Source organism: Kutzneria buriramensis (assembly GCF_003387475.1).
GTDB lineage: Bacteria > Actinomycetota > Actinomycetes > Mycobacteriales > Pseudonocardiaceae > Kutzneria > Kutzneria buriramensis.
The window spans coordinates 233,188-255,792 of the sequence record NZ_QUNO01000003.1 but is presented as its reverse complement, the minus strand read 5'-3'; the positions used below and the strand labels follow the sequence as shown (position 1 = coordinate 255,792).

Here is a 22,605-nt window from a genome sequence, read left to right as displayed (position 1 = left end):
GACGATATGTGCCGGTGAAGGCGTATGATGTCCGGCCCGACTCTTGACAGTTGGGAACGGTCTCGTTCCAGCCGGTGACCTGCGGGGAAAATGTACTGAGACGTCAGTGTGATCGCTCTCCGCATCCCGGTGTCCGCCGTTTACCATGGTTGCGAGGGCACAAACCCGTCGAGCCGCGAGGAGGACCGGCCGTGACGATTCCGTATGTGGCTCGCTTCGTCGGCGGCCCGCTCGACGGCCGCGAGGAGATCTGGAGCAAGCCGATCGAGGAGCCCCGGCAGACGATCACCCACGTGCACCTGCACGACGGCCCCAAGATCGAGCACCACTACGACCTGCACCACGCCGACCAGTTCGGCTGGGAGTACCGGCTGCGCGAGTCGTAGCGGCCTCTTCGAACACGTGTGCTAATGTCTGCGTCGCCTGCCGGACGGAGCCGACGCGGGGCGCCCGCCCCCAGCTGCTAGGTTGCCGGGCGGTAGCACGCCGGGCAGCGCGTCGTCACGGTGTGTGCCACCCCGGTGCCCAGCCCTGCACGCATCGAGGAGAATTGAGATGGCGCAACCAGGCTCGCTGTCCGACGAGGACGTCGAGCACCTTCGTGACGAGCTCGTCCGGGGCCGGGAGCCGACCGTCTGGTTCACGGCCGAGGCGGTCGGGGTCGAGGCGGGCAAGTCGGCGAGGGTCGTGGCACTCAACGATCCGGACGAGGTCGACTACATCCAGGTCCGCCCGGCCGGCTCGCACGATGAGCTGTCCTTCTCGCCGAGCGAGCTGACGCTCGAACGGCCCGGACGCAAGCGTTCGCCAAACGACGTACGAGCGGTATCCCGTCCCTCCATGGAGCAGAGAATGTCGGAGATCGAGAACACCACCACCGAAGCGCCTGAGGAGGTCGCTGCGGGCGACGCCGTCGTGGAGGAGGCGCCTGCCAAGAAGCCCCGTCCGGCGGCCAGCACCGCGAAGAAGACCCGCGTCGCCGACGTGGTGATCACCATCAGCGGCAGCGTCGACGGGGACTGGACCGTGGACGTGGTGGCGGCCAAGAAGAAGGCGCTGCGCGCGCTGCCGGTCACGCCGGCGGTCGTCGGGCAGGCCGCCAAGGCCCTGCACCCCGAGGTCGCCGAGTCCATCGAGGCGATCCTGGAGCAGGCCCGCGAGCAGCAGAGCGCCAAGGTCGAGCAGCTGCGCGCCGAGCTCGAGGCGGCGCAGAAGGCGCTGGAGGAGCTGGCCGGCTGATTCGGCGGCATTAGCACAGAGTGGGGATTCCTTTCGGGGGGTCCCCACTTCTTTTTCGGTCACGTATCGCTGCACGTGAATCGATCGCGGACCGCGTTCGGGTGAGAGGGCGGTCGCTCGCGTAGCGGTGTCCCCGACCGGTCCCCCGGAAATACCGTCGTCAGGGCTGGTCCGTTCGAATTCCGGGGAGGTCCTGATGGACGACAAGACGCCTGAGCTGGGTGGATGCAGCTGCTGCGGAAGCTGCACGGGCCCGGGCTGCGGCTGCTGCTCCAGCTGTAGCTGACACCGCTACGGGGAGATGCTCACGGCGGGCAGGCGGTGCCGTCCGTCGGGACCTGGGCGTCGACCAGGAAATGCTGAACCGCGGCGGTGGCGCACGGCGACTGCGCGAGCGCGCCGTGCCCGCCGCCCTCCCAGCTGACCAGCACGCCCGAGGCCAGCTGGCGCGCCGTGCGCTGGGTGCCGGCCTCCGGCGTGACCGGGTCGTCGGCCGTGCTGAGCACGAGGATCGGCGGCGCGCCGTGCCCGCTCGGGGTCGGCAGCTGCTGCGCCGGCACCGGCCATGAGCTGCACAGCAGCAGCTGCTGCGCGAACAGGCCGCCGAACAGCGGGGCCTTCTTCGACCAGTCCGACACCATGCCGCTGATCTGCTCCGGGGGCAGCCGCATCTGGATGTCGTTGCAGCCGGTGATCAACTGCGTGTCCAGCAGCGGCGGATCGCCGTCCACCACGGTCGACAGCGGCACCGCGTACGCCCCGAGGGCGTCGACGTTGCCGGCGCGGGCCGCCGTGATCGCGTCCGCCAGGGCGGGCCAGCCGGCCCGGTCGGCCAGCCCGATCAGGATCGCGTGCAGGGCCTCGCCGGCCGACAGCGCGCCGGTCTTCGGGTGCTGGCGCAGCTGGTCCAGCAGCGCCAGCGTGGCCTGCTTGGGGTCCGGTCCCAGCGAGCAGCTGCGGGCCTTGCAGGCGTCGGCGAACGCGCCGAAGGCGGCCTCCGCGCCCATCGCCCCGGCCTGCGCCGCGCCCGGCGCGTCCAGGATCGGGTCCGGCGAGCCGTCCAGCACCAGCCGGCCGGTGTGCTTGGCGTAGCGGTCGGCGTAGATCGTCAGCACCCGCGAGCCCTCGCCGTGTCCGACCGCGTTGAGCCGGTCCACACCCAGCGCCCCGCGCAGCTGGTCCAGGTCGGCGGCGGTGCGCCAGCTGTCCAGGGCCTGGAGCCGGTCGTCGAGTTCGAGCACGCACTCCTGGCTGGCCCGGCGGGCCGCGGCGAGCAGGTCGTCCAGCTCGGTGCTGTCCGGGTCGTAGTTGGCGATCTGGGCGCGGGCCGCGCCCGGGATGCACTGCGCGGGGTCGGACGCCCCGGTGCCCCGGCGGTCCATGCCGATCAGCGAGAACGTCTTGAGCAGCGCCGGCGGCAGCTTGGTGGCCAGGTCGGCGGCGTAGAGCGTGCCGGGCTCGCCGGTGACGTCGTTCACCAGGACCAGCGGGATCGGGCCTTCGCCGGCCTTGAGCACGGCCACCGAGACGTCGCCGACGCCGGGCTGGTCGGGCGCGTCCAGCGGCGTGGTGATCCGCGCGCACTGGAACGACAGCGCGGTGGTCGTCTCCGGCATCCGCGCCTTGGTCGTGGTCGTGCAGTCCGACCAGCTGATCGACGCGTTCTGCGGCTTGTCCAGCGGCGGCAGCTGCCCCGCCGGGGCGGGAATGCTGCTCCCGGCCGGCTGGTTCCCGTCGTTGACCGCGATCACGGGGCGCACCGACGGGCCGACCGCGCAGGCGGCGGCCAGCAGCACCACGGGAACCAGCACGGCGAGCGTCCGGCCGGACTGGAAATGGCGCGGCAACGGCTGCTCCTCGCTCTCTGGTCGGTCGTGTCCAGCGTCGCACGGGCCGGGTGAGGCTCCGGTGAGCGGGACTGTCAGGGGTAACGCATATTTTGGGGGCATGGTCATGGTCTATGTGGACGGCACCTCCGGACGGCTTCCTCGGCGTGGTCTCGGCGACATCGCCGGGCGCATGCTGGGGTCGGTGCCGCCGACCGGCCTGCTGCTGGGCGGCATCATCAGCGTCCAGTTCGGCGCGGCGCTGGCCAAGGGCCTGTTTCCGCTCGTCGGGGCGGCCGGCTCGGCCGGCGTGCGGCTGTTCTTCGCGGCAGCGGTGCTGCTGGCGGTCTGGCGGCCCCGGACCCGGCTGACCCGTCGCCAGTGGGTTGTGACGCTCGGCTACGGCAGCGTGCTGGGGCTGATGAACCTCGCCTTCTACGAGGCGTTGCAGCGGTTACCCCTCGGCATCGCGGTGACCGTCGAGTTCCTCGGGCCGCTGGCCATCGCGCTGGCCGGGTCCCGGCGGTGGCTGGACGCGGTGTGGGCGCTGCTGGCCGGCGGGGGTGTGGTGCTGCTGGCCGATCTCGGCGGTGACATCTCGCTGCCGGGCATTCTGTTCGCGCTGGCCGCGGCGGTGTGCTGGGCGTCGTACATCCTGCTCGGCGCCAAGCTGGGCGAGGCCACCGCGGGCGGCTCGGGCCTGGCCATCGGCATGGCGGTCGGCGCGCTGGTGGTCGCCCCGTTCGGCGTGGCCGAGGCCGGCTCGGCGCTGCTCAACCCGACGATCCTGATCGTCGGCTTCGGGGTGGCCCTGCTGTCGTCGGTGATCCCGTACTCGCTGGAGCTGGAGGCGCTGCGCAAGATCCCGCCGCGGCTGTTCGGCGTGCTGATGAGTGTCGAGCCGGCGGTGGCCGCGCTGGCCGGGGTGCTGATCCTGCACGAGACCCTGCGGCCGGTGCAGTGGCTGGCGATCCTGTGCGTGGTCGCGGCCTCCGCCGGCGCCACGTGGATGGCTAAGAGGTGATGTCCTTACGCGCGAAGCGCCTGGCAGCCAGCGCCATGAAGATCGCGCCGTAGGCCAGCGAGGAGAACGCCCCGCGGGTCATGTCGCCCCAGTCGACGTCGGCGCTGAGCAGGTCGGACCACGCCGTCGCGTAGTGCGAGGGCAGGTAGTCGCGCAGGTCGCCCAGCGCGGTGATCGAGTCCAGGATCTGCGACACGATCGACACCAGCACCGCGCCGCCGACCGCGCCCAGCGGCGCGTCCGTGGACACCGAGAGCAGCAGCGCCAGGCCGGCGATCCAGACCAGGTACACGGCGAGGTAGACGACGGCCAGCGCGAGCCGGGCCAGGCCGGTGCCGAACGGCAGCGACTCGCCGGTGGTGCTGATCAGGTCGCCGCTGCCGTACCAGATCAGGCCGACGACCAGGGCCATCGCCGGCAGCACGACCAGCCCGATCAGCGACAGGATCCCGGACACGACGGCCTTCTGGCGCAGCAGCCGGCCGCGGGGGACGGGGATCGCGAGCAGGTACTTCAGACTGGACCAGGACGCCTCGGAGGCGATGGTGTCGCCGAAGAACAACGCGATCACCACCACCAGCAGGAAGCTGGCCGAGGCGAACAGCGCGAAGATCGCGAAGTTCAGGCCGCTGGACGTGGCCAGGTCGACGAACGCCGACGACGCCGACCGGCTGCCGCTGTTGCTGCTGGGCGCGGCCTTGAACGCGATCAGCAGCAGGAACGGCAGCACACCGAGAAATGCGACAGCGAACTGGGTGCGCCGGCGGCGCAGTTGGCGACGTAGTTCGACGCCCAGCCTCAACGTCCGCGACGCGCGGTAGCCGGCGACGGACCCGTCCGCCGCGACCTGGGCGTGCTCGCTCTCGGCGACGGCGACCAGTTCCGCGATCGCCGCCGGATCGGTGTGCACGCCGTGCTCGTCGGTCATGATCGCCTCCTAGTCGTTGCTCTCCACCAGCCGGAGGAACGCGTCCTCCAGCCGGCGGCGCGGCCCGGCCTGCTCGACCGCGATCCCGGCGTTGACCAGCGCGGTCACCGCCGCCGACCGCGACGTCGTGCCCAGATCGGCGTGCACCAGCCGGCCCTCGGCCGTCACGCCCGAGGTGCCGTTCAGGTCGCGCAGGACGCGGGCGGCGTCGGTGACGCGGTCCACCCGGAACGTCGCCTCGCCGCCGCCGGCGACGATGTCGTTCACCTCGCCGGCCGCGACCAGCCGGCCCTTGTGCATGACGACGACGTGGCTGCACGACTGCTCGACCTCGGACAGCAGGTGGCTGGACACCACCACGGTCCGGCCGGTCGCCGCGTACCGCTTGAGGACGTCGCGCATCTGGTGGATCTGCGGCGGGTCCAGCCCGTTGGTCGGCTCGTCGAGCACGAGCAGGTCCGGCAGGCCCAGCATGGCCTGGGCGATCGCCAGCCGTTGCCGCATGCCCTGGCTGTATGTGCCGACCCGCCGCCGCACGGCGTCGCCGAGGCCGGCGATCTCCAGCGCCTCGGCCAGGTGCGCCTCGTCCAGCGGACGCCCGGTCGACGCCCAGTACAGGCTCAGGTTCGCGGTGCCGGACAGGTGCGGCAGGAAGCCGGCGCCCTCCACGAACGACCCGATCCGCGACAGCACCGGCGCGCCGGCCTGCACCTTGTGGCCGAACACCCGGATCTCGCCGGCCGTGGGCCGGACCAGGCCCATCAGCATGCGCAGGGTGGTGGTCTTGCCCGCGCCGTTCGGTCCGAGCAGGCCCAGCACCTGGCCGTGCTCCACCCGGAAGGACAGCTCCTTCACGGCGGTCAGCCGCCCCGGGTAAGACTTGGTCAGGCCGGTGATCACCATCGGTACGTCGGCGAGCTCGGGGTCGGCGTCGTCGCTGCCGCGGCGGCGCAGCGCGGCGACGGTGGCCACGAGCACCGCAAGGCCGAGGATGATCGCGATGCCGATCACCGGCGTGGCCGGGATGCCGCTGCCGGAGGCGCTGCTGCCGGTGACGACCGGGACCTGGAGCGACATCGCGCCGGAGAGCGCGACCGTCCGCACCGATGGGGTCGTGGCGTTGGCATAGGCCTGGTCGGTGGTCGTGACGACGAGTTGCAGGCGGTGCCCGGCAGCGACCGGCCGGACGATCCCCGGCAGGCTGACGTTCACGTCCACCGCCGTCCCGTTGGTCGGCAGCTGCACCCGGAACGGCGCGACCGCCGCGCCCGGCAGCGTCCGCCGGCCGTCCGGGCCGACGTCGTACAACTTGGCGAACAGCTCGGTGTCGCCGGAGTCGGTGGCGTTCGGGACGGCGCCGATGCGCAGGGTCGTGAGCGTGGAGCCGGCGATCATCAGCGGCGCGTCCAGCGGGGCGCTCGTGAACACCGCGGACTGGCCGGGCAGGTCGATCGCGAGGCTGCCGGCCAGGCTGGACGCCGTCGACGAGCCGCCGAGCAGGGCCGTGCCGACGCCGGGCAGGCTGCTGATGGACGCCGGGCTGCCGCCCGGCGGTGTGACGACCGGCTGCGGCGGGCCGGACAGGCTCACGCGCTGCCGGGTCGTGCGGTCGCCGCGCAGGCCGGGGTAGTCCAGGGCGGTGATCGTCCGCGTGATCGGCGCGCCGCGGGCCCGGATCGTGCCCTGGACCTCGTAGGAGAAGCCGGTTCCGGGGTTGGGGGCGTCGCCCTTCATCAGGTAGAAGGCGAACCAGGCGGCGACGTCGCCGCGGACGTCGTCGCCGGGCGCGCCGCCGTCGTGGCCGCCGGGGTACCAGTCCACCTTGACCGGGATGTTGTTCCTGGCCAGCTGCTTCGCCGTGGCGTCGGCCTGGTCCAGCCCGAACAGCGTGTCCTGCTCGCCCTGCACCAGCAGCGTCGGCACGCTGATCTGGTCGGCGACGCTCACCGGCGAGTTCCGCCGCAGCAGGTCGACCGTCGCCTGGTCGGCCCGCCCGGTGGTGGCGACCTTCGTGTACGCGTCGCAGACGTCCTTGAGGAACCGGCCGCAGGAGGTCGGGGCCTTGGGGTTGATGCCGGGCCCCCCGATATTGCTCAGGGCCGTGCCGAAGAGGTTGCCGGCCCAGACCTTCTTGAACACGCCGTCCGCGCCGCCGACGCCCGTGCCCGGGGTCGAGCCGTCCAGCGGGGTGGTGCTCGCGGCGTTGGGCAGCAGGGCGTGGGAGAGGTCGTTGTACGTGATCAGCGAGGCGACGGCGTCGACCCGCTTCTTCTTGTCCAGGCCCGCCAGCATCAGGGCCAGCGCGCCGCCGTAGGAGCCGCCCATCACTCCGACGCGCGGGTTGTCCGGGCCGTCCTGGAGCACCTCCGGCTGCCGGGCCAGCCAGGAGATCAGCTGGTCGGCGTCCTGCACCTCGTAGTCCGGCGAGTTCAGCGCGATCTGGCCGGTGCTGCGGCCGAAGCCGCGGGCCGAGTACGTCAGCACGGCGAAGCCGCGGCGGGCGAGGTCGGTCGCGTCGTCGGCGAGGTTGGTCTTGGTCTGGCCGAAACCCGGCGACACCAGCACCGCCGGCGCGGGTGTGACCTGCGGGACGTAGAAGGTGGCGTCCAGTTCGACCGGCTGGTCGTGGTTCGGGCCGTCCACCACGTCGATCAGCACGTCGCGCGAGGCGACGGTGGGCTCCGGCGACGGCCGGTTGACCCACCACACGCCCGCCGCGACGAGCAGGAGCAGGACGACGACCCCGAACGCGGGCCACTTCTGCCTGGTCAAGACTCTCCCCGAGTGTCCAGCACCTCGCTGACGTGCTCGACCATCGGCGGCTCGTCGAAGTACTCGCTGACCGCGGTGCGCCAGTTGGCGAGGTGCTCGGAGTGGTAGAAGCGCTGGGTGTGGGCCTCGAGCGAGTCCCACTCGGTGATCACCAGGTACCGGCACGGGTCCTCGACGCTGCGGGTCAGCTTGGCCGACCGGCAGCCGGGGCTGGCCAGGATGTGCTCGATCGCGTCCCGCGCGGCGGCGGCGAAGTCGCCCTCGCAGCCGGCCCGGATCCGCATCTCGGCGATCGTGAGGATCACGGGATCAATCGTGTCACGCCGTGCCACGTCCCAGCACAACCCCCGCGAGTCGCGCTCTCGGACACACCGAATGCACCTCTCGGGCACACCCCCGCGAGTCCCGCCCAGCATCACACCGAACCCGTTCTTCCCACACACGCCGGCGAGTCTCGCCCCCAGACACACCCAATGTCGGCCTCAGGCAGATGTGAGACCCGAGGCTCGTTTCTGCATTTTCCCTACATCCGCCCTGTCCGAGAGCGCGACTCGCGGGGGTGGACTGGCATCGGGGAGCGGTCATAGGGGACAATGGGGAACGTTGGAGGGGAGTATTCCCCCGCGGCGGCGTCGTCAGCACGGTGTTCGACGAGGAGCACCCGGTACCGCCGGTCGACATCTCGGTGTCGGCGGAAGAGACCTCCGGTCGGTGGCGCATGCCCTAGGACCGGAGGTTTCGCGATGATCGTCCCACTGTGGTTGTGGGTGGCCACCCTCGGCGGACTCGCCGTCCTGCTGGCCCTCGACCTGGTGATCGTGGACCGCCACCCGCACGTGGTGAAGGTGGGCGAGGCCGCGCGCTGGGTCGTCTTCTACGTGCTGTGCGCGCTGGCGTTCGCCGGCGGCCTGTGGATCTTCGCCGGCGGGGCGCCCGCCAGCGAGTTCATCGCGGGCTATCTCACCGAGTACTCGCTGTCGGTGGACAACCTGTTCGTCTTCGTGATCATCATGACCGCGTTCGCGGTGCCCCGGATCCACCAGCACCGGGTGCTGCTGATCGGCGTCGTGCTGGCGCTGCTCATGCGCGGCCTGTTCATCGGCGTCGGCGCGGTGGTGATCAGCAAGTTCAGCGCGGTGTTCTACCTGTTCGGCGCGTTCCTGATCTACACCGCCGTGCAGATGGCCCGCTCCCAGGGCGAGTCGCACGAGGACGAGGAGTTCAAGGAGAACCTGCTGATCAGGATCTCCCGCAAGCTGCTGCCCGTCACCGACAGCTACCACGGCGCCAAGTCCTTCGTCCGGCACAACGGCCGCCGCATGGTGACGCCGATGCTGATCGTGATGATCGCCATCGGCACCACCGACCTGCTGTTCGCGCTGGACTCCATCCCGGCGATCTTCGGGCTCACCAAGGAGCCCTACCTGGTGTTCACCGCCAACGCGTTCGCGCTGATGGGCCTGCGGCAGCTGTACTTCCTGATCGGCGGCCTGCTGGACCGGCTGGTGTACCTGCCGATCGGGCTGTCGGTGCTGCTGGGCTTCATCGGCCTCAAGCTCATCCTGGAGGCCCTGCACGACAACGAGCTGCCGTTCATCAACGGCGGCGACGGCCTGGCGGTGCCGGTGATCAGCACCGGCGCCTCGCTCGGCGTGATCGGCGGCGTGTTGCTGGTCACGACCGTCGCGAGCCTGGTCAAGACGCACTTCTCCGGCAAGGCGAACACCGAGGCGGCCTGAAGGTACGGTCACCGGATGCGCCCTGAAGACGTCGCGCTGCTGCGCGTTCCCGGTTCCGTGACACTGCGCGGCGATCTGCTGCTGACCGACGTGGCCCGTCCGGACCTGGAGGCCGACAGCTACCGCGGCGGCGTCGTCCGTGTGCCGACCGACGGCGCCGAGCCGCGGCCGTGGACCACGGGCGAGCGGGACACCGCGCCGCGGATCTCGCCCGACGGCCGCTGGGTCGCCTTCCTGCGTGACAAGCAGCTGCACGTGATGCCGGCCGACGGCGGCGAGGCCCGCCGGGTGACCGACCTGCCCGGCGGCGCCGGCGCGCCCGTGTGGGCCCCGGACTCGCGCCGCGTCGCCTTCGCCGCGCGGGTGCCTGAGCAGGGCAGATACGGCATCGAGGGCGCGCCGGAGGCGGACAGCGAGGCCCCGCGCCGGATCACTGACCTGCGCTACCGGATGGACGGCGTCGGCTTCCTCCTCGACCGCGTCCAGCAGCTCTTCGTCGTGGACGTCCTCGACGACGAAGCGCCCCGACAGCTCACCACCAGCGACTTCGACCTCACCGCGCCGTCGTGGACCCCCGACGGCGAGCACGTGCTGGTCTACGGCGTGCGGCAGAGCGGCGACAGCCCGAGCGTGCACGACGACGTCTACGCCGTGCGGGCCGCCGGCGGGCCGCTCACGGTCGCCCTCCACGGCATGGGCGAGATCATCTCCATGAGCGCCGCCGAGGGGCGGATCTTCCTGATCAGCTCCGAATTCTCGGGGCGGGGCGCGGAGCCGCGGCCCGGCAGCCTGTGGGTCGCCGACTTCGACCCCGCCGGCTCCCCGCAGCCGCCCCGCCTCCTGACCGATCCGCGCACCGTCGACTGCGAAGGCACCCTCGTCGTCACCGCCGAGGGCGTGCTCGTCCAGGTCCGCAACCGTGGCGCCGTCGAGCTGCGCCGGGTGCCCCTCGACGCTGACCGCGCGCTGCTGGCCGACCTGCCCCTGATCGCCGGCGAACGGGCCGTCGTCAAGGCGTTCACCGAGGACGCCGGCCGCATCGCGGCGGTCATCGCCACGCCCGAGAGCGCCGGCGAGGTCGTTCTCGTCGGCACGGACGTCAAGACCGACTTCGGCGCTGACCTGCGCGCCGCCGGGATCCTGGCGCCCCGCGAGATCCACGGCACCGCCCCGGACGGCTACCCGGTGCACGGCTGGGTCGTGCTGCCGGAGGGTGAGGGCCCGCACCCGGTGATCCTCAGCGTGCATGGCGGTCCGTTCATGTACTACGGCTGGGGCCTGTTCGACGAGGCCCAGGTCTACGCGTCCGCCGGCTACGCCGTCGTGCTGGCGAACCCGCGCGGCTCCGCCGGCTACGGCTACGAGCACGGCATGGCCATCGTCAACAAGCTCGGCACCGTTGACGCTGACGACGTGCTGGCGCTCCTCGACGCCGCCCTCGACCTGCCCGAATGCGACGCCGACCGGGTGGGCGTGATGGGCGGCTCGTACGGCGGCTTCATGACGAGCTGGCTGTCCGCCCACCACGGGCACCGGTTCAGGGCGGCGTGGAGCGAGCGGGCCGTCAACGCCTGGGACTCGTTCGTCGGCTCCTCCGACATCGGCTGGTGGTTCGCCGACGTGTACTGCGGGCCCGATCCCGATGCCCAACGAGCCGTGAGTCCGCTCACCTACGCCGACAAGATCCGGATCCCGTTCGCGGTGGTGCACTCCGAGCAGGACTGGCGGTGTCCCCTCGAGCAGGCCCAGCGCATGTTCGTGGCCCTCAAGCGCAACGGCGTCGCCGCTGAGCTGCTCGTTTTCCCCGGCGAGGGGCACGAGCTGACCCGCTCCGGCCGGCCCGCGCACCGCCGGCAGCGCTTCGACGCGGTGCTGGAGTGGTGGGGCCGTCACCTGCCGAAATCCCAGGGCGGGGAATCCATTGGCACGGAGCACCGGTGATGGGGCACGCTCCCGTCATGACATGGACGGTGCGACGGGCCGGACCGGGTGACGTCGGCGAGCTGGCCAGGATCAACTGCGAATCCTGGCAACATTCCGCTCGCGGCGTCGTGCCGGACGTGTTGCTCGACCGGATGCTGCCGGAGAGCTACCTGAACGGTTGGCGGCGCTGGGTCCGCCTACCCGACCCCGACGGGGTCTTCGTGGCCGAGGACGAGGCCGGGCGGCTGGGCTCCTACTGCACGGTGGCCGAGGCCCGCGACGACGACGACATACACGCCGACCTGCGGACCGGCGAGCTGATAGGCGTGCACGCCGACCCCCTGCACATGGGCACCGGGGCCGGTCGGGCGGTGCACGACGCCGCCCTCGACCACCTGGCCGAGCAGGGCTTCCGCTACGCGGTGCTGTGGGTGCTCAAGGACGACTGGACCACCCGATCCTTCTACGCCCACCACGGCTGGCGGCACGACGGCGCCACCAAGGACCACGCGGCCGGCGACCAGCGGGTGCCCGTCGTCCGCTACGGCCGCTTCCTCAACGCCCGCAAGCGCAACCGGCCCCCGTCCGGCTTTCGCTTCCCCGCCTTCGGTTGAGGCGGGGTCAGCCCAGCATGATGTAGTTCAGCTCCTCGCAGATCCGGCTCAGCGGCAGGTCCAGGCCGGGGTGCTCGAGCGGCAGCAGCACGTCGGGGGCGTCCGGCATGGCGTTGCCGCCGGGCGGGTCCCACAGGCAGATCGCGGGGTCGCCGGCGTCCATCGACGACCGGTACCAGAGCCCGTCGAGCTCGGGGTAGGCGGCGCGGATGGTCCGCGCCCACGCCTGGGTGACGTCCTTGGGGCCGCTGCTGATCTCCTGGGACGCGCCGGCGCGGGTCGGCCACAGGCCGGCCAGGTCGAGCAGGCGCAGGGTGCGCTTCGGCCGGAAGACGACCAGGTGCGGCCGCCGCGTCCGGCGGTCGACGGTGGACGTGGCCTGGTACACCTCGGCGACGCTGGTCCGCACCGAGAGCCCGAAGTAGAGGACGCCGTTGCCGGGGTCGTCGGCCGGCGAGCCGGCCGGGTGCGGGTCGAAGCGGGCGTGCGGCAGCGGGCCGGTGTATCGGAAGGAGTTCCATCGCTGCGGGTGGCTGCCGCCTGCGGTGAAGATGCGGACGAGCCGGGTCGCACGGTGCACCGCCACCACATCCTCGGCGCGACGCAGTAGCGCCTGGAGCACCGCGGGTGCCGGCGGCTGGGGGAGCCGAGCCATTCAGATACGTCGTTTCGGTAGGGGACGAGGGATGCCGCCGGTCGCGGGCGACCCGATCCGGACGTGCGGAACGGGCCGGCGCGACAGGCCGGCGAAGCCGGTTCAGGCCGGGGTGCCCAGCATCGCGGCCAGGGCCGCGACCCGCCGCGGGTCGCCGCCGGCGAGCAGCCAGGCCCGCGGCGTCCCGGGGGCGTCGCCGAGCAGCAGGTCGGGCTGCGGCGTGGTCATGAAGCCGGCCAGCACGAGCGCCGGCTGGTCGTCGGGCATGGCCGCGAGCACGGTCTCCAGCCCGGGCAGCACCCCGTTCTCGGTGAACTGCCACGCGGGCAGCCGCCAGCTGCCCCGGTCCTTCCAGCCGGCGAGCCGGCCGGCGGCGAGGCGGTGCCGGATGCGGCTGGTGTCGACGTCGAGGACCCGGGCGGCGTCGCTGACGGTCAGCGCGCTGTCCAGCAGCACGGCGCGGGCGGCCAGTTCGCGGGCCCGCGGCTCGAAGTCGTCCTCGCGCAGCCCGCCGAGGTCGAGCCCGACGTCGGTGAGCGCGACCTGCTGCTCCGGTGTGAAGTATGTGGCCGGCTCGGGGTGTGCTGGGGCCAGACGCTTGGCGACGTCCTCGACCAGGGTCAGGAACTCGTCGGCGGTGACCCGTAGGCCCGCCTTGGCCAGCACAGTCTCCAACGCCAACGTCATAAGCACAGGGTAGCCTGCGCGTGCGCATTCGTGCGACGGTGTCACCCGAATCACCGGTGACACTACTCTACGTGAGTGATCAGGCCTCCTGGACGGTGGCGTTGCGTAGGCCGCGGAGCCGGAAGCCCATCAGGATCAGCGAAACGCCCCAGATCACGGCGAAGATCGCGATGGTCGTGACCAGGGCGAGCGCGCCGGCGCCGGGGTTGAACAGCAGCACCACGCCGAGCATCAGGGTCAGGGCGCCCGTCACGCCGAGGAACCAGGCGTGGGCGACGGCCCGGCGCAGCGCGATCGCCGCCACGATCTGCGTGACGCCGGCGATGATCGCCCAGACGGCGATGATCACGAGCAGCACCACGGCGGTCTCGCCCGGCAGCATGATGGCGACCAGACCGGCCACGATGCCGACGGCGCCGATCAACACGTTCGCCCACCGGTGCCCGGGCACGGCCGCGCCCAGCGCGATGGCGCTGATCCCGTCGATCAGGGCGTAGAAGCCCCAGAGCAGGATCAGCGCGAGCAGCGTCACGCCCGGCCATGCCAGCGTGAGGATGCCGAAGACCACGGCCAGCGCGCCGCGAAGGGCCACCAGCCACCAGTTGCGCGTCAACAGTTCGACCACGGCGGTAATGGTCACGCTCAACCTGATCGCCCGCAACGCGAGAGGTACTCGCGACGGGGGTTTTCTGCCGTTGTTCACCCCCGTGGCGGCCGCCCGTGACCGACGTTCGGCCCGCCGACGGTTGGGCTACGGCGGCGGGCCCGCCCGCTGCTCTGAATAGGGCACGGCCCCGGTCGTGTTTTCTCAGAATTGGCTTTGAAATCGATATGAGTACGATCGAAGCATCGCTCATCTGCTCGGTCGTTAAGTGTGGGCACGTTCTCGTTCTCGCTGTTGACGTGCCTGGTCGCGGGGCATTCGGTAATCCGATGGTCGCCCGTGAGTACGGTCCGAGCTGGGGTTTTTCGCAAACCTGGACAGCGGTGGCGGTTAACGGTCAACGGTGTCCCTACTCGCGAGTCGCTGGTCAGAATCGGCGCAACCGCCTGTCCTTCCACGCGCTTGGAGAGACCATGCGATTCCTGGAACAAGGAAAAGAATACGTCGTCTCGCTGTATCGGATCGTGATCGGCCTGCTGTTCGTCAGCCACGGCGCCGGCACGCTGTTCGGCGCGTTCGGCGCCAAGCAGGCGGCCGCGTTCGGCGCCTGGCCGGGGTGGTGGGCGGCCGCGATCCAGCTGGTGGCCGGCGGCCTGGTGCTGGTCGGCCTGTTCACGCGGGTGGCGGCGCTGCTGTGCTCGGGCTCCATGGCGTACGCCTACTTCACCGTGCACATGCCGAAATCGCTGTTCCCGATCCTCAACGGGGGCGAGGCGTCGGTGCAGTTCTGCTGGGCATTCCTGCTGGTCGCCTTCCTCGGCCCCGGCATCTGGTCGATCGACCACGTTCTCCGCCGTTCCGCCGCGGTTCGGGTCAGCGCGGACCCGCAACCGGCGACACGGTGAGTCACGGCGGGGGCGCCGACGTGCTCTCACGGTGGACCAGCACGGGCACGTGGTCCTCCATGTCGGCTCCCTCGCCACCGTCCAGCACGGCCAGCAGGGATCGGGCGGCCGTGGCGCCGAACGCGAACGTGTCGCGGGTGAGCGCGGTCAGCGGCGGGTGCAGCAGTTGGCAGAGCGGCGAGTCGTCCCAGGCCACCACCGACAGCGCGGCCGGCACGGGGACGCCCAGCTCGGTGGCCACGGCGACGCCGGCGACGGCCATCACGTCGTTGTCGTAGACGATCGCGGTCGGCGGCTGCGGTGAGCCGAGCAGCCCGCGCGTGGCGGCGGCGCCCTGCTCCCCGGAGTAGTCGGTCCACACGATCCGCGGCTCGTCGAGGCCGCGGGCGGCCGCCGCCGCGCGGAAGGCCTCGGTGCGGCGCTCGGTGTGCAGCAGGTCCGGCAGGCCGGCGACGCGGGCGATGCGCCGGTGGCCGAGCCCGGCGAGGTGGTCGACGATCTGGGTCATGGCCCGGGCGTCGTCGGCCCAGACGCTCGGCAGCCGCCCGTGGTGGCCGGGCCCGCCGATCACCAGGGCCGGCAGGCCCAGCTCCTCCAGCAGCGTGACGCGGGTGTCCTCGACCCGGAGGTCGATCAGGAGCACGGCGTCGACGCGGCGCTCCGACCACCACTGCCGGTAGACGGCGATCTCGGCCTCGTGGTCGGCGACCACCTGGAGCAGCAGGGCGATGCGCCGCCCGGACAGCTCGGCCTGCAGGCCGGAGATGAGCTGGAAGAAGAACGGCTCCACGCCGAGCGTGCGGGCTGGCCGGGCCAGCACCAGGCCGATGGCGTCCGAGCGGGCCGCGGACAGCGCCCGCGCCGCGTTGTTGGGATGCCAGTCCAGCTCGCGGGCCACCTCGAGGATGCGGCTCCGAGTCGCCTCGGACACGCCCGGCAGGCCGTTGAGCGCCATCGACACCGCGCCCTTGGACACGCCCGCGCGGCGGGCGATGTCCATGATCGTCGGTCGTTTCACGGGCTACCCCAAACGGCGAGAGCGCAGCAGCTAAACCGGTTCAGCCACATCGCTAAACCGGTTTATCTCGAAGGTAGGATCCGGCCGGACTCATGACATGTCAAGGGCTCTACCAGGACAAATTCGACTGTTGACAACGATGGCGAGGCTACGGCACATTCGTGCGCGTCACCCGGCGCTCGCGGATATGCATTGGACGGTTGTCATGCCGACGAATCCCCTGTCCAGGCGTGGTTTCCTGCTCGGCGTGGCCGCCACCGCGACCGCCATCGGCGTGTCCGGCTGCGGTCTCGGCGGATCGTCGGACAACCCGGACGACAGCAGCGGGCCGGTCACCGGGGACATCACCGGCGAGATCAAGTTCCAGACCTGGGCGCTGAAGCCGAAGTACACCGACTACATCAACGGCATGATCACGGCGTTCCAGAAGCAGCACAACGGCGTCAAGATCACCTGGATCGACCAGCCCGCCGACGGCTACCTCCAGAAGGTCACCGCGGACGCCGCCGCCGGCAACCTGCCCGACGTGGTCAACGTGCCGCCGGACCTGGCCTACCCGCTGGCCAAGAAGAAGCTGCTGCTCAACATCGACCAGGCCGCGCCGGGCACCGGCAAGGACTACCTGGACGCGTCGTGGGCGGCGTACGCGCTGCCGGGCCAGAGCGGCTCGTACGGCTATCCCTGGTACCTCAACACCGGCCCGACCTTCTACAACAAGGCGCTGTTCCGGCAGGTCGGCCTGGACGCCGAGCACCCGCCGACGAACTACGCCGAGCTCGAGGCGGCCGCGCTGGTGATGGCCCAGCGCAGCAACAAGCAGGTCGCCATGCTCGGCCTGACGCCGGTGATCGCCGACTTCGGCCTGTACGGCTGCCAGGTGATGAACGCCGACGGCACCAAGTTCACCTTCAACGAGCCCAAGGGCGTCGAGTTCGTCGAGATGTACAAGCGGCTGTACGACGCGGGCGCGCTCATCCCGGAGGCGCTGACCGCCAACTACACCGGCGCCGGCACGAAGTTCATGAACCAACAGATCGCCTGGGCCCCGGGGTCGGCCTACGACCTGGCCAACTTCAAGACCAACGCGCCCAGCCTGTACGCCAACGTCGGCATCACCAAGACGATCACCAACACCGGCAAGGCCGTCATGTACGTGCAGGGCCTGTCGGTGTCCGCGGCGAGCAAGAACAAGGCGACCGCGCTGGCGTTCGCGCACTTCGTGACCAACGCCCAGAACCAGATGGCGTTCGCCAAGCTGACGGCGATCTTCCCCAGCACCAAGGGTTCCATGTCGGATCCGTACTTCTCCAACGACGGCGGCACCGACGAGGGCAAGGTGCGGGTGGCGGCCGCGAAGCAGCTGGAGACGGCGGTGAACTACACGCCGGTGCAGTGGAGCGACCAGATGACCACCGCGCTCCAGCAGCAGCTCGCCGACGCGATGCAGGGCAAGACCTCGCCGAAGCAGGCGCTGGACGACACGGTGGCGAAGTGCAACAAGCTGCTGGCCGGCTAGCGGTGGGGGCAGTAGCCGGCGAAGGCTGCGCTGGAGGAGAGGGCGGCCGGCTGGCGGCGCGAACCGTTGGCGAAGCAGGCGGTGGCCGGCCAGTGGCAGCTGGCGCTGCCGAAGAGGGCGCTGGGCGAGTGCGTCGCTGGCTGGTGGTGGGGGCGGCAGCTGGCGAAGACGGCGCTCGCCGAGACGGCCGGTTGGTGGCGGGACTGCGGCCGAAGCCGGTGCCGGACGAGATGGTGGCCGGCTAGTGGCGGGGGTCGCTGCCGAAACTGGCGCTGGGCGAGTGGGAGACCGTCCGGCGCCGGGAACCGCTGCCGGTTGTGAGCCGAGTGGCGTCCGACCGCGACCGGCGAGGATTGCTCAGCAGCGGTGGTTCACTCCCTGGCTGTTCCTGCTCCCCGGCCTGGTCGTGGTGATCGGCTTCAGCCTGTTCCCGTTCCTGAACACGGTCGTGTTGGCGTTCACCGACGCCAAGGTCCTTGGCGGCAGCCACTTCACCGGCGCGGACAACTTCGTCCGCATGGTCGACGACCCGGCGTTCTGGACGGCGGTCGGCAACAGCGCGCTGTACGTCGTGGGCGTGGTGCCGCCGCTGGTGATCCTGCCGCTGTTGCTGGCGATGCTCGTGGAGCGCAAGCTGCCGGGCATCACCTTCTTCCGCACGGCCTTCTTCACGCCGGTGATCGCCTCGATCGTGGTGGTCGGCCTGATCTGGACCTGGCTGCTGGACACCCGCGGCCTGGTCAACGACGTGCTAGCGGCGCTAGGGGTGCTCAAGACGCCGATCCCGTTCCTCACCGACCGCTGGCTGCTGCTGGTCAGCGCCATGCTCGTGACGGTGTGGAAGGGCCTCGGCTACTACATGGTGATCTATCTGGCGGCGCTGGGAACGGTGCCGAAGGATCTGCACGAGGCAGCTCAGGTGGACGGAGCCGGCTGGTGGCGGCGGCTGCTGTCGGTGACGTTGCCGGCGCTGCGGCCGACGATGGTGCTGGTGGCGGTGCTGGCCACGGTGGCGGCCTTCCGTGTGTTCTCCGAGGTGTACCTGCTGGCCGGCCAGGCCGGCGGTCCCGGCGGCGCGGACACGACGCTGGTGATGTTGATCCAGCAGGTCGGCACCGGTCTTTCGGGCGAGCTCGGCTACTCGTCGGCGCTGAGCCTGGTGCTGTTCGTCCTCACGCTCGGGCTGCTGCTGGCGACGAACCGCCTCAACCGCCGGGAGGACCTGTGAGCGAGCTTGCGAGCGAACCATCGGGCACTGCGCCCTTGCTCGCAGGTGCGACGAGCGCCAGCGAGGAGGGCCTGTGAGTCGGATCGTCGGTCGGTACGCGCTGCTGCTCCTGGTCCTGGTGATCACGGTCGGCCCGTTCCTGTGGCAGCTGTCGACCTCGCTCAAGGGCGTCACCGAGGACATCTACTCGACGCCGCCTCAGCTCTTCCCGCTGCACCCGACGCCCGGCAACTACGCCCGCGTGGCCGACGCGGTGCCGATCTGGTCGTTCGCGCTGAACTCGCTGATCGTGGCGTCGGCCAACGTGCTGGGCAACTGCCTCGGCGCCAGCATGGCCGGCTACGCCCTGGCCCGCCTGCGTTTCCGCGGCCGGACGGCGGCGACGACGGTGTTCCTGGCCAGCCTGCTCGTCCCGTTCGAGGCGATCATGGTGGCGCTGTTCCTGGTGATGCGGTCGCTGCACCTGAGCAACACTCTGGCCGCGGTGGTGCTGCCGGGCGCGATCGGCGCGCTGAACGTGATGCTGATGCGCAACGCCTTCCTGGCGCTGCCCTCGGCCGTCGAGGAGGCCGCCGTCATCGACGGCGCAAACGCTTGGCAGCGGTTCACCCGGATCGCGCTGCCCTCGGCGCGGGGGACCGTGGTCGTGGTGGCGGTGTTCTCGTTCATGTTCAGCTGGGACGACTTCCTGTGGCCGCTGATCGTGCTGAGCGATCCGGCCAAGTACACGCTGACCATCGGCCTGAGTTACCTCCAGGGCACCTTCGTCAACGACCAGAGGCTCGTCGCGGCTGGCACGATGATTGCGGTGGCGCCGCTGGTGCTGCTGTTCGTGGCCGCGCAGAAGCACTTCTTCCGCGGGGTCGGGGAAGGCGCCGTAAAGGGTTGAGTACCACACGGGGACACGGAGCGACCGATGCACGATGATCGCAGCCTGCTCGACGAGCGGCTGACCAGGACCGTCCGCCAGCGCATCCGGCCGGAGGTCTACGGCGCGGCCGTGCCGCTGCGGCTGGAGGTCTGGGCCGCGCCCGGCGAGCCGGTGCCGGTCGCCGAGGCGCTGGCCGCCGAGTACGGGCCGGCGCAGGTCGGCGACGCGTGGGGCGCGCCGTGGGCGACGACCTGGTTCCGGATGTCCGGCACCGTGCCCGCGGAGTGGGCCGGCCGGCACGTGGAGGCCGTCGTCGACCTCGGCTTCACCCACCCCGGGCCGGGTTTCCAGTGCGAGGGCCTCGCGTACACGCCGGAGGGCAAGCCGATCAAGGGCCTGGCCCCGCGCAGCACGCACGTCCCGGTCGGCGTCTCGGTGGCCGGCGGCGAGGACGTGCTGTTCTACGTGGAGGCCGCGGCCAACCCGGTGATCCTGGACGTCCTGCCGTTCCAGCCGACCCAGCTGGGCCTGAAGGAGACCGCCGGCGCCGAGCCGATCTACCACGTGGTGCGGGCGGAGCTGGCCGTCTTCAACCGGGACGTCTGGGATCTGCTGCTGGACATCGAGGTGCTGGGCAGCCTGAAGAACGAGCTCGGCGACCGTGAGCCGCGGCGCTGGGAGATCCAGCGGCAGCTGGACCGGGCGCTGGATCAGCTGGACTTCGAGGACGTCCCCGGCACCGCCGCGGCGGCCCGCGCCGAGCTGGCCGAGGTGCTGGCCCGGCCGGCGCACGCCAGCGCGCACCGGATCACCGCCGCCGGCCACGCCCACATCGATTCGGCGTGGCTGTGGCCGCTGCGGGAGACCGTCCGCAAGTGCGCCCGCACGTTCTCCAACGTGACGGCGTTGATGGAGGACTACCCCGAGTTCGTGTTCGCCTGCTCGCAGGCGCAGCAGTACGCGTGGATGAAGGAGAAGCACCCGGACGTCTGGGAGCGGGTGAAGGCCAAGGTCGCCGGCGGCCAGTTCGTGCCGGTCGGCGGCATGTGGGTGGAGTCCGACACCAACATGCCCGGCGGCGAGGCGATGGCGCGGCAGTTCGTCCACGGCAAGCGTTTCTTCCTCGACGAGTTCGGCATCGAGACGCAGGAGGTGTGGCTGCCGGACTCCTTCGGCTACAGCGCGGCCATGCCGCAGCTGGTGAAGCTGTCCGGCTCGCGCTGGTTCCTCACCCAGAAGCTGTCGTGGAACCAGATCAACCGGTTCCCGCACCACAGCTTCTACTGGGAGGGCATCGACGGCAGCCAGGTGTTCACCCACTTCCCGCCGGTCGACACGTACAACTCCGACCTGCTCGGCGCCGACCTGGCGCGGGCCAGCCGGCAGTTCTCCGAGCACGGCAAGGCGACGCGCTCGCTGGTGCCGTTCGGCTACGGCGACGGCGGTGGCGGGCCCACCCGGGAGATGATCGAGACGGCCCGGCGGTCGGCGGATCTGGAGGGCTCGCCGCGGGTGGCCATCGAGCCGCCGTCCGCCTTCTTCGCCGCGGCGGAGGCCGAGTACACCGATGCGCCGGTGTGGTCGGGCGAGCTGTACCTGGAGAAGCACCGCGCCACCTACACCACGCAGGCCCGTACCAAGCAGGGCAACCGCCGCAGCGAACACCTGCTGCGCGAGGCCGAGCTGTGGGCGACCGCGGCGCTGCTCGAGGGTGGCTTCGAGTATCCGTACGAGCAGCTGGACCGGTTGTGGAAAACCGTGCTGCTGCACCAGTTCCACGACATCCTGCCGGGCAGTTCCATCGCCTGGGTGCACCGCGAGGCCGAGGCGAGGTACGCGGAGGTCGCCGCGGAGCTGGAGGGAATCATCTCCGGGGCATTGTCGGCGCTGGCCGGCTCCGGTGAGCAGACCGTCGTCTTCAACGCCGCCCCGCACTCGCGTTCCGGGGTGCCCGGACTCGGCGCCGGGGCGGTGGATTCCGGCTCCGAGCAGCCGGTGACCGTCGACGGTTTGGTGCTGGACAACGGTTTGCTCCGGGTGACCGTCGACGAGCAGGGCCTCATCACGTCCGTCCGCGACCTGGTCGCCGACCGCGAGGTGCTGGCCCCCGGCGCCGTCGGCAACCTGCTCCAGCTGCACGTGGACGTCCCGAACCAGTGGGACGCGTGGGACGTGGATCCCTTCTACCGCAACAATGTCCGCGACCTGGTCGAGGCCGACGAGGTCGTCGCCGTCGACGAGGGCAAGGACGTCGGCGCGATCCGGATCCGGCGCACGTTCAACCGGTCCACGCTGACCCAGGTGCTGCGGCTGCGGGCCGGCGAGCGGCGGCTCGACGTGGAGACCGAGGTCGACTGGCAGGAGACCGAGAAGTTCCTCAAGGTCGCATTTCCCGTTGATGTCCACGCCGACCGCTCGACGTCGGAGATCCAGTTCGGGCATCTCCACCGCCCCACCCACGTCAACACCTCCTGGGACGCGGCGAAGTTCGAGATCTGCGCCCACCGCTGGGTGCACGTCGCAGAGCCCGGCTACGGCGTCGCCGTCGTCAACGACTCGACGTACGGGCACGACATCACCCGCCGGGCTCGGTCCGAGGGCGGCACCACCACGACCGTCCGCCTGTCGCTGCTGCGGGCGCCGCGATTCCCGGATCCGCTGACGGACCAGGGTTTGCACAAGCTGAACTACTCCCTGGTGCCGGGTGCGGCCATCGCCGACGCCGTTCGTGAGGGCTACCGGATCAACCTGCCGGAGCGTCAGGTTTCCGGGGCCGGCTCGGTCGCCCCCGTCGTCACCGTCGACCACCCGGGCGTGGTGGTCGAGGCGGTCAAGGCCGCCGACGACCGCTCCGGCGACATCGTCGTCCGCCTCTACGAGGCGCTCGGCGGTCGGGCGAAGGCGGTGGTCACGCCGTCGTTCGCGGCGTCCGGGGTTCGGGAGACCGACCTGCTGGAGCGGACGCTGGCCGACCGGGAGCTGGCGGACAACGCGGTGACGGTGGAGCTGCGGCCGTTCCAGGTGCTGACGCTGCGCTTCAGCCGCTGACGTGCGCG

At 71.1% G+C, this 22,605-nt stretch carries 19 protein-coding genes; 11 read left to right on the top strand and 8 right to left on the bottom strand.

What is annotated here, in order from left to right; translation table 11 throughout:
• Positions 1–191: 191 nt before the first annotated feature.
• Together BCF44_RS09635 and BCF44_RS09630 are read left to right on the top strand one after the other, a co-directional pair.
• Positions 192–386, top strand: a complete 195-nt coding sequence (locus BCF44_RS09635; RefSeq protein ID WP_116173846.1) for a hypothetical protein — start codon at positions 192–194, stop codon at positions 384–386.
• A 169-nt stretch (positions 387–555) separates the two neighbouring features.
• On the top strand, positions 556–1,239 hold the full coding sequence (locus BCF44_RS09630) for a DUF6319 family protein (protein ID WP_116173845.1): 684 nt from the start codon (positions 556–558) through the stop codon (positions 1,237–1,239).
• 305 nt (positions 1,240–1,544) lie between these two features.
• Here the strand turns inward: BCF44_RS09630 and BCF44_RS09625 are convergent, their stop codons facing one another.
• Positions 1,545–3,086, bottom strand: coding sequence for an alpha/beta hydrolase (locus BCF44_RS09625; RefSeq protein ID WP_246014915.1), 1,542 nt, complete (start codon positions 3,084–3,086; stop codon positions 1,545–1,547).
• A 100-nt stretch (positions 3,087–3,186) separates the two neighbouring features.
• Here BCF44_RS09625 and BCF44_RS09620 point away from each other — a divergent pair, with 100 nt between their 5' ends.
• Entirely contained in the window at positions 3,187–4,089 is a 903-nt protein-coding gene (locus BCF44_RS09620) for an EamA family transporter (RefSeq protein WP_116173844.1), read from the top strand.
• Here BCF44_RS09620 and BCF44_RS09615 read toward each other — a convergent pair.
• Genes BCF44_RS09615 through BCF44_RS09605 form a run of 3 tightly spaced genes read right to left on the bottom strand, consistent with a single transcriptional unit; the run spans position 4,079 to position 8,094 of the window.
• A complete protein-coding gene (locus BCF44_RS09615; protein ID WP_116173843.1) occupies positions 4,079–5,017 on the bottom strand; it encodes an ABC transporter permease in 939 nt (312 codons plus the stop codon). The genes BCF44_RS09620 and BCF44_RS09615 overlap by 11 nt on opposite strands.
• A 9-nt stretch (positions 5,018–5,026) precedes the next feature.
• A complete protein-coding gene (locus tag BCF44_RS09610; RefSeq protein ID WP_116173842.1) occupies positions 5,027–7,789 on the bottom strand; it encodes an alpha/beta fold hydrolase in 2,763 nt (920 codons plus the stop codon).
• The gene (locus tag BCF44_RS09605) at positions 7,786–8,094 is read right to left on the bottom strand and encodes an antibiotic biosynthesis monooxygenase family protein (protein ID WP_170217443.1); all 309 of its coding nucleotides are present in this window, start codon (positions 8,092–8,094) and stop codon (positions 7,786–7,788) included. Before BCF44_RS09605 ends, BCF44_RS09610 begins: the two co-directional genes overlap by 4 nt.
• A 438-nt stretch (positions 8,095–8,532) precedes the next feature.
• Between BCF44_RS09605 and BCF44_RS09600 the strand changes: the two genes are divergently transcribed.
• The 3 genes from BCF44_RS09600 to BCF44_RS09590 are packed head-to-tail and all read left to right on the top strand — an operon-like array spanning position 8,533 to position 12,065.
• Entirely contained in the window at positions 8,533–9,528 is a 996-nt protein-coding gene (locus BCF44_RS09600) for a TerC family protein (RefSeq protein ID WP_116173840.1), read from the top strand.
• Between the two features lie 15 nt (positions 9,529–9,543).
• On the top strand, positions 9,544–11,469 hold the full coding sequence (locus BCF44_RS09595) for a S9 family peptidase (RefSeq protein ID WP_116173839.1): 1,926 nt from the start codon (positions 9,544–9,546) through the stop codon (positions 11,467–11,469).
• 17 nt (positions 11,470–11,486) lie between these two features.
• On the top strand, positions 11,487–12,065 hold the full coding sequence (locus tag BCF44_RS09590; RefSeq protein WP_116173838.1) for a GNAT family N-acetyltransferase: 579 nt from the start codon (positions 11,487–11,489) through the stop codon (positions 12,063–12,065).
• A 7-nt stretch (positions 12,066–12,072) separates the two neighbouring features.
• Here the strand turns inward: BCF44_RS09590 and BCF44_RS09585 are convergent, their stop codons facing one another.
• The 3 genes from BCF44_RS09585 to BCF44_RS09575 all read right to left on the bottom strand — a co-directional run bounded on the left by BCF44_RS09585 (position 12,073) and on the right by BCF44_RS09575 (position 14,032).
• A complete protein-coding gene (locus tag BCF44_RS09585) occupies positions 12,073–12,720 on the bottom strand; it encodes an RES family NAD+ phosphorylase (RefSeq protein ID WP_116173837.1) in 648 nt (215 codons plus the stop codon).
• 102 nt (positions 12,721–12,822) lie between these two features.
• Complete coding sequence (locus BCF44_RS09580) at positions 12,823–13,407, bottom strand: DNA-binding protein (protein WP_116173836.1); 585 nt, start codon at positions 13,405–13,407, stop codon at positions 12,823–12,825.
• Positions 13,408–13,486: 79 nt separating this feature from the next.
• On the bottom strand, positions 13,487–14,032 hold the full coding sequence (locus BCF44_RS09575; protein WP_170217441.1) for an HdeD family acid-resistance protein: 546 nt from the start codon (positions 14,030–14,032) through the stop codon (positions 13,487–13,489).
• A gap of 452 nt (positions 14,033–14,484) precedes the next feature.
• Here BCF44_RS09575 and BCF44_RS09570 point away from each other — a divergent pair, with 452 nt between their 5' ends.
• A complete protein-coding gene (locus tag BCF44_RS09570; RefSeq protein ID WP_116173834.1) occupies positions 14,485–14,916 on the top strand; it encodes a DoxX family protein in 432 nt (143 codons plus the stop codon).
• A 1-nt stretch (position 14,917) separates the two neighbouring features.
• On the opposite strand, the gene BCF44_RS09565 is transcribed toward BCF44_RS09570, so the two are convergent.
• Positions 14,918–15,934: a LacI family DNA-binding transcriptional regulator gene (locus tag BCF44_RS09565; RefSeq protein ID WP_116173833.1), complete on the bottom strand. Its 1,017-nt coding sequence runs from the start codon at positions 15,932–15,934 to the stop codon at positions 14,918–14,920.
• Between the two features lie 205 nt (positions 15,935–16,139).
• Between BCF44_RS09565 and BCF44_RS09560 the strand changes: the two genes are divergently transcribed.
• The 4 genes from BCF44_RS09560 to BCF44_RS09545 all read left to right on the top strand — a co-directional run bounded on the left by BCF44_RS09560 (position 16,140) and on the right by BCF44_RS09545 (position 22,597).
• Positions 16,140–17,450, top strand: a complete 1,311-nt coding sequence (locus BCF44_RS09560; RefSeq protein WP_116173832.1) for an ABC transporter substrate-binding protein — start codon at positions 16,140–16,142, stop codon at positions 17,448–17,450.
• A 409-nt stretch (positions 17,451–17,859) separates the two neighbouring features.
• Positions 17,860–18,678 (top strand): carbohydrate ABC transporter permease, encoded by an 819-nt coding sequence (locus BCF44_RS09555; RefSeq protein WP_211352965.1) that lies wholly within the window; start codon positions 17,860–17,862, stop codon positions 18,676–18,678.
• A gap of 73 nt (positions 18,679–18,751) precedes the next feature.
• On the top strand, positions 18,752–19,567 hold the full coding sequence (locus BCF44_RS09550; RefSeq protein ID WP_211352964.1) for a carbohydrate ABC transporter permease: 816 nt from the start codon (positions 18,752–18,754) through the stop codon (positions 19,565–19,567).
• A gap of 27 nt (positions 19,568–19,594) precedes the next feature.
• Entirely contained in the window at positions 19,595–22,597 is a 3,003-nt protein-coding gene (locus BCF44_RS09545) for an alpha-mannosidase (RefSeq protein ID WP_116173829.1), read from the top strand.
• Positions 22,598–22,605 lie beyond the last annotated feature (8 nt).

Coding starts and splice junctions, on each gene's coding strand:
- BCF44_RS09560 (WP_116173832.1), top strand. CDS start 16,140: ATGCCGACGAATCCCCTGTCCAGGCGTGGTTTCCTGCTCGGCGTGGCC.
- BCF44_RS09620 (WP_116173844.1), top strand. CDS start 3,187: ATGGTCATGGTCTATGTGGACGGCACCTCCGGACGGCTTCCTCGGCGT.
- BCF44_RS09600 (WP_116173840.1), top strand. CDS start 8,533: ATGATCGTCCCACTGTGGTTGTGGGTGGCCACCCTCGGCGGACTCGCC.
- BCF44_RS09585 (WP_116173837.1), bottom strand. CDS start 12,720: ATGGCTCGGCTCCCCCAGCCGCCGGCACCCGCGGTGCTCCAGGCGCTA.
- BCF44_RS09615 (WP_116173843.1), bottom strand. CDS start 5,017: ATGACCGACGAGCACGGCGTGCACACCGATCCGGCGGCGATCGCGGAA.
- BCF44_RS09580 (WP_116173836.1), bottom strand. CDS start 13,407: ATGACGTTGGCGTTGGAGACTGTGCTGGCCAAGGCGGGCCTACGGGTC.
- BCF44_RS09595 (WP_116173839.1), top strand. CDS start 9,544: ATGCGCCCTGAAGACGTCGCGCTGCTGCGCGTTCCCGGTTCCGTGACA.
- BCF44_RS09630 (WP_116173845.1), top strand. CDS start 556: ATGGCGCAACCAGGCTCGCTGTCCGACGAGGACGTCGAGCACCTTCGT.
- BCF44_RS09590 (WP_116173838.1), top strand. CDS start 11,487: ATGACATGGACGGTGCGACGGGCCGGACCGGGTGACGTCGGCGAGCTG.
- BCF44_RS09545 (WP_116173829.1), top strand. CDS start 19,595: ATGCACGATGATCGCAGCCTGCTCGACGAGCGGCTGACCAGGACCGTC.
- BCF44_RS09570 (WP_116173834.1), top strand. CDS start 14,485: ATGCGATTCCTGGAACAAGGAAAAGAATACGTCGTCTCGCTGTATCGG.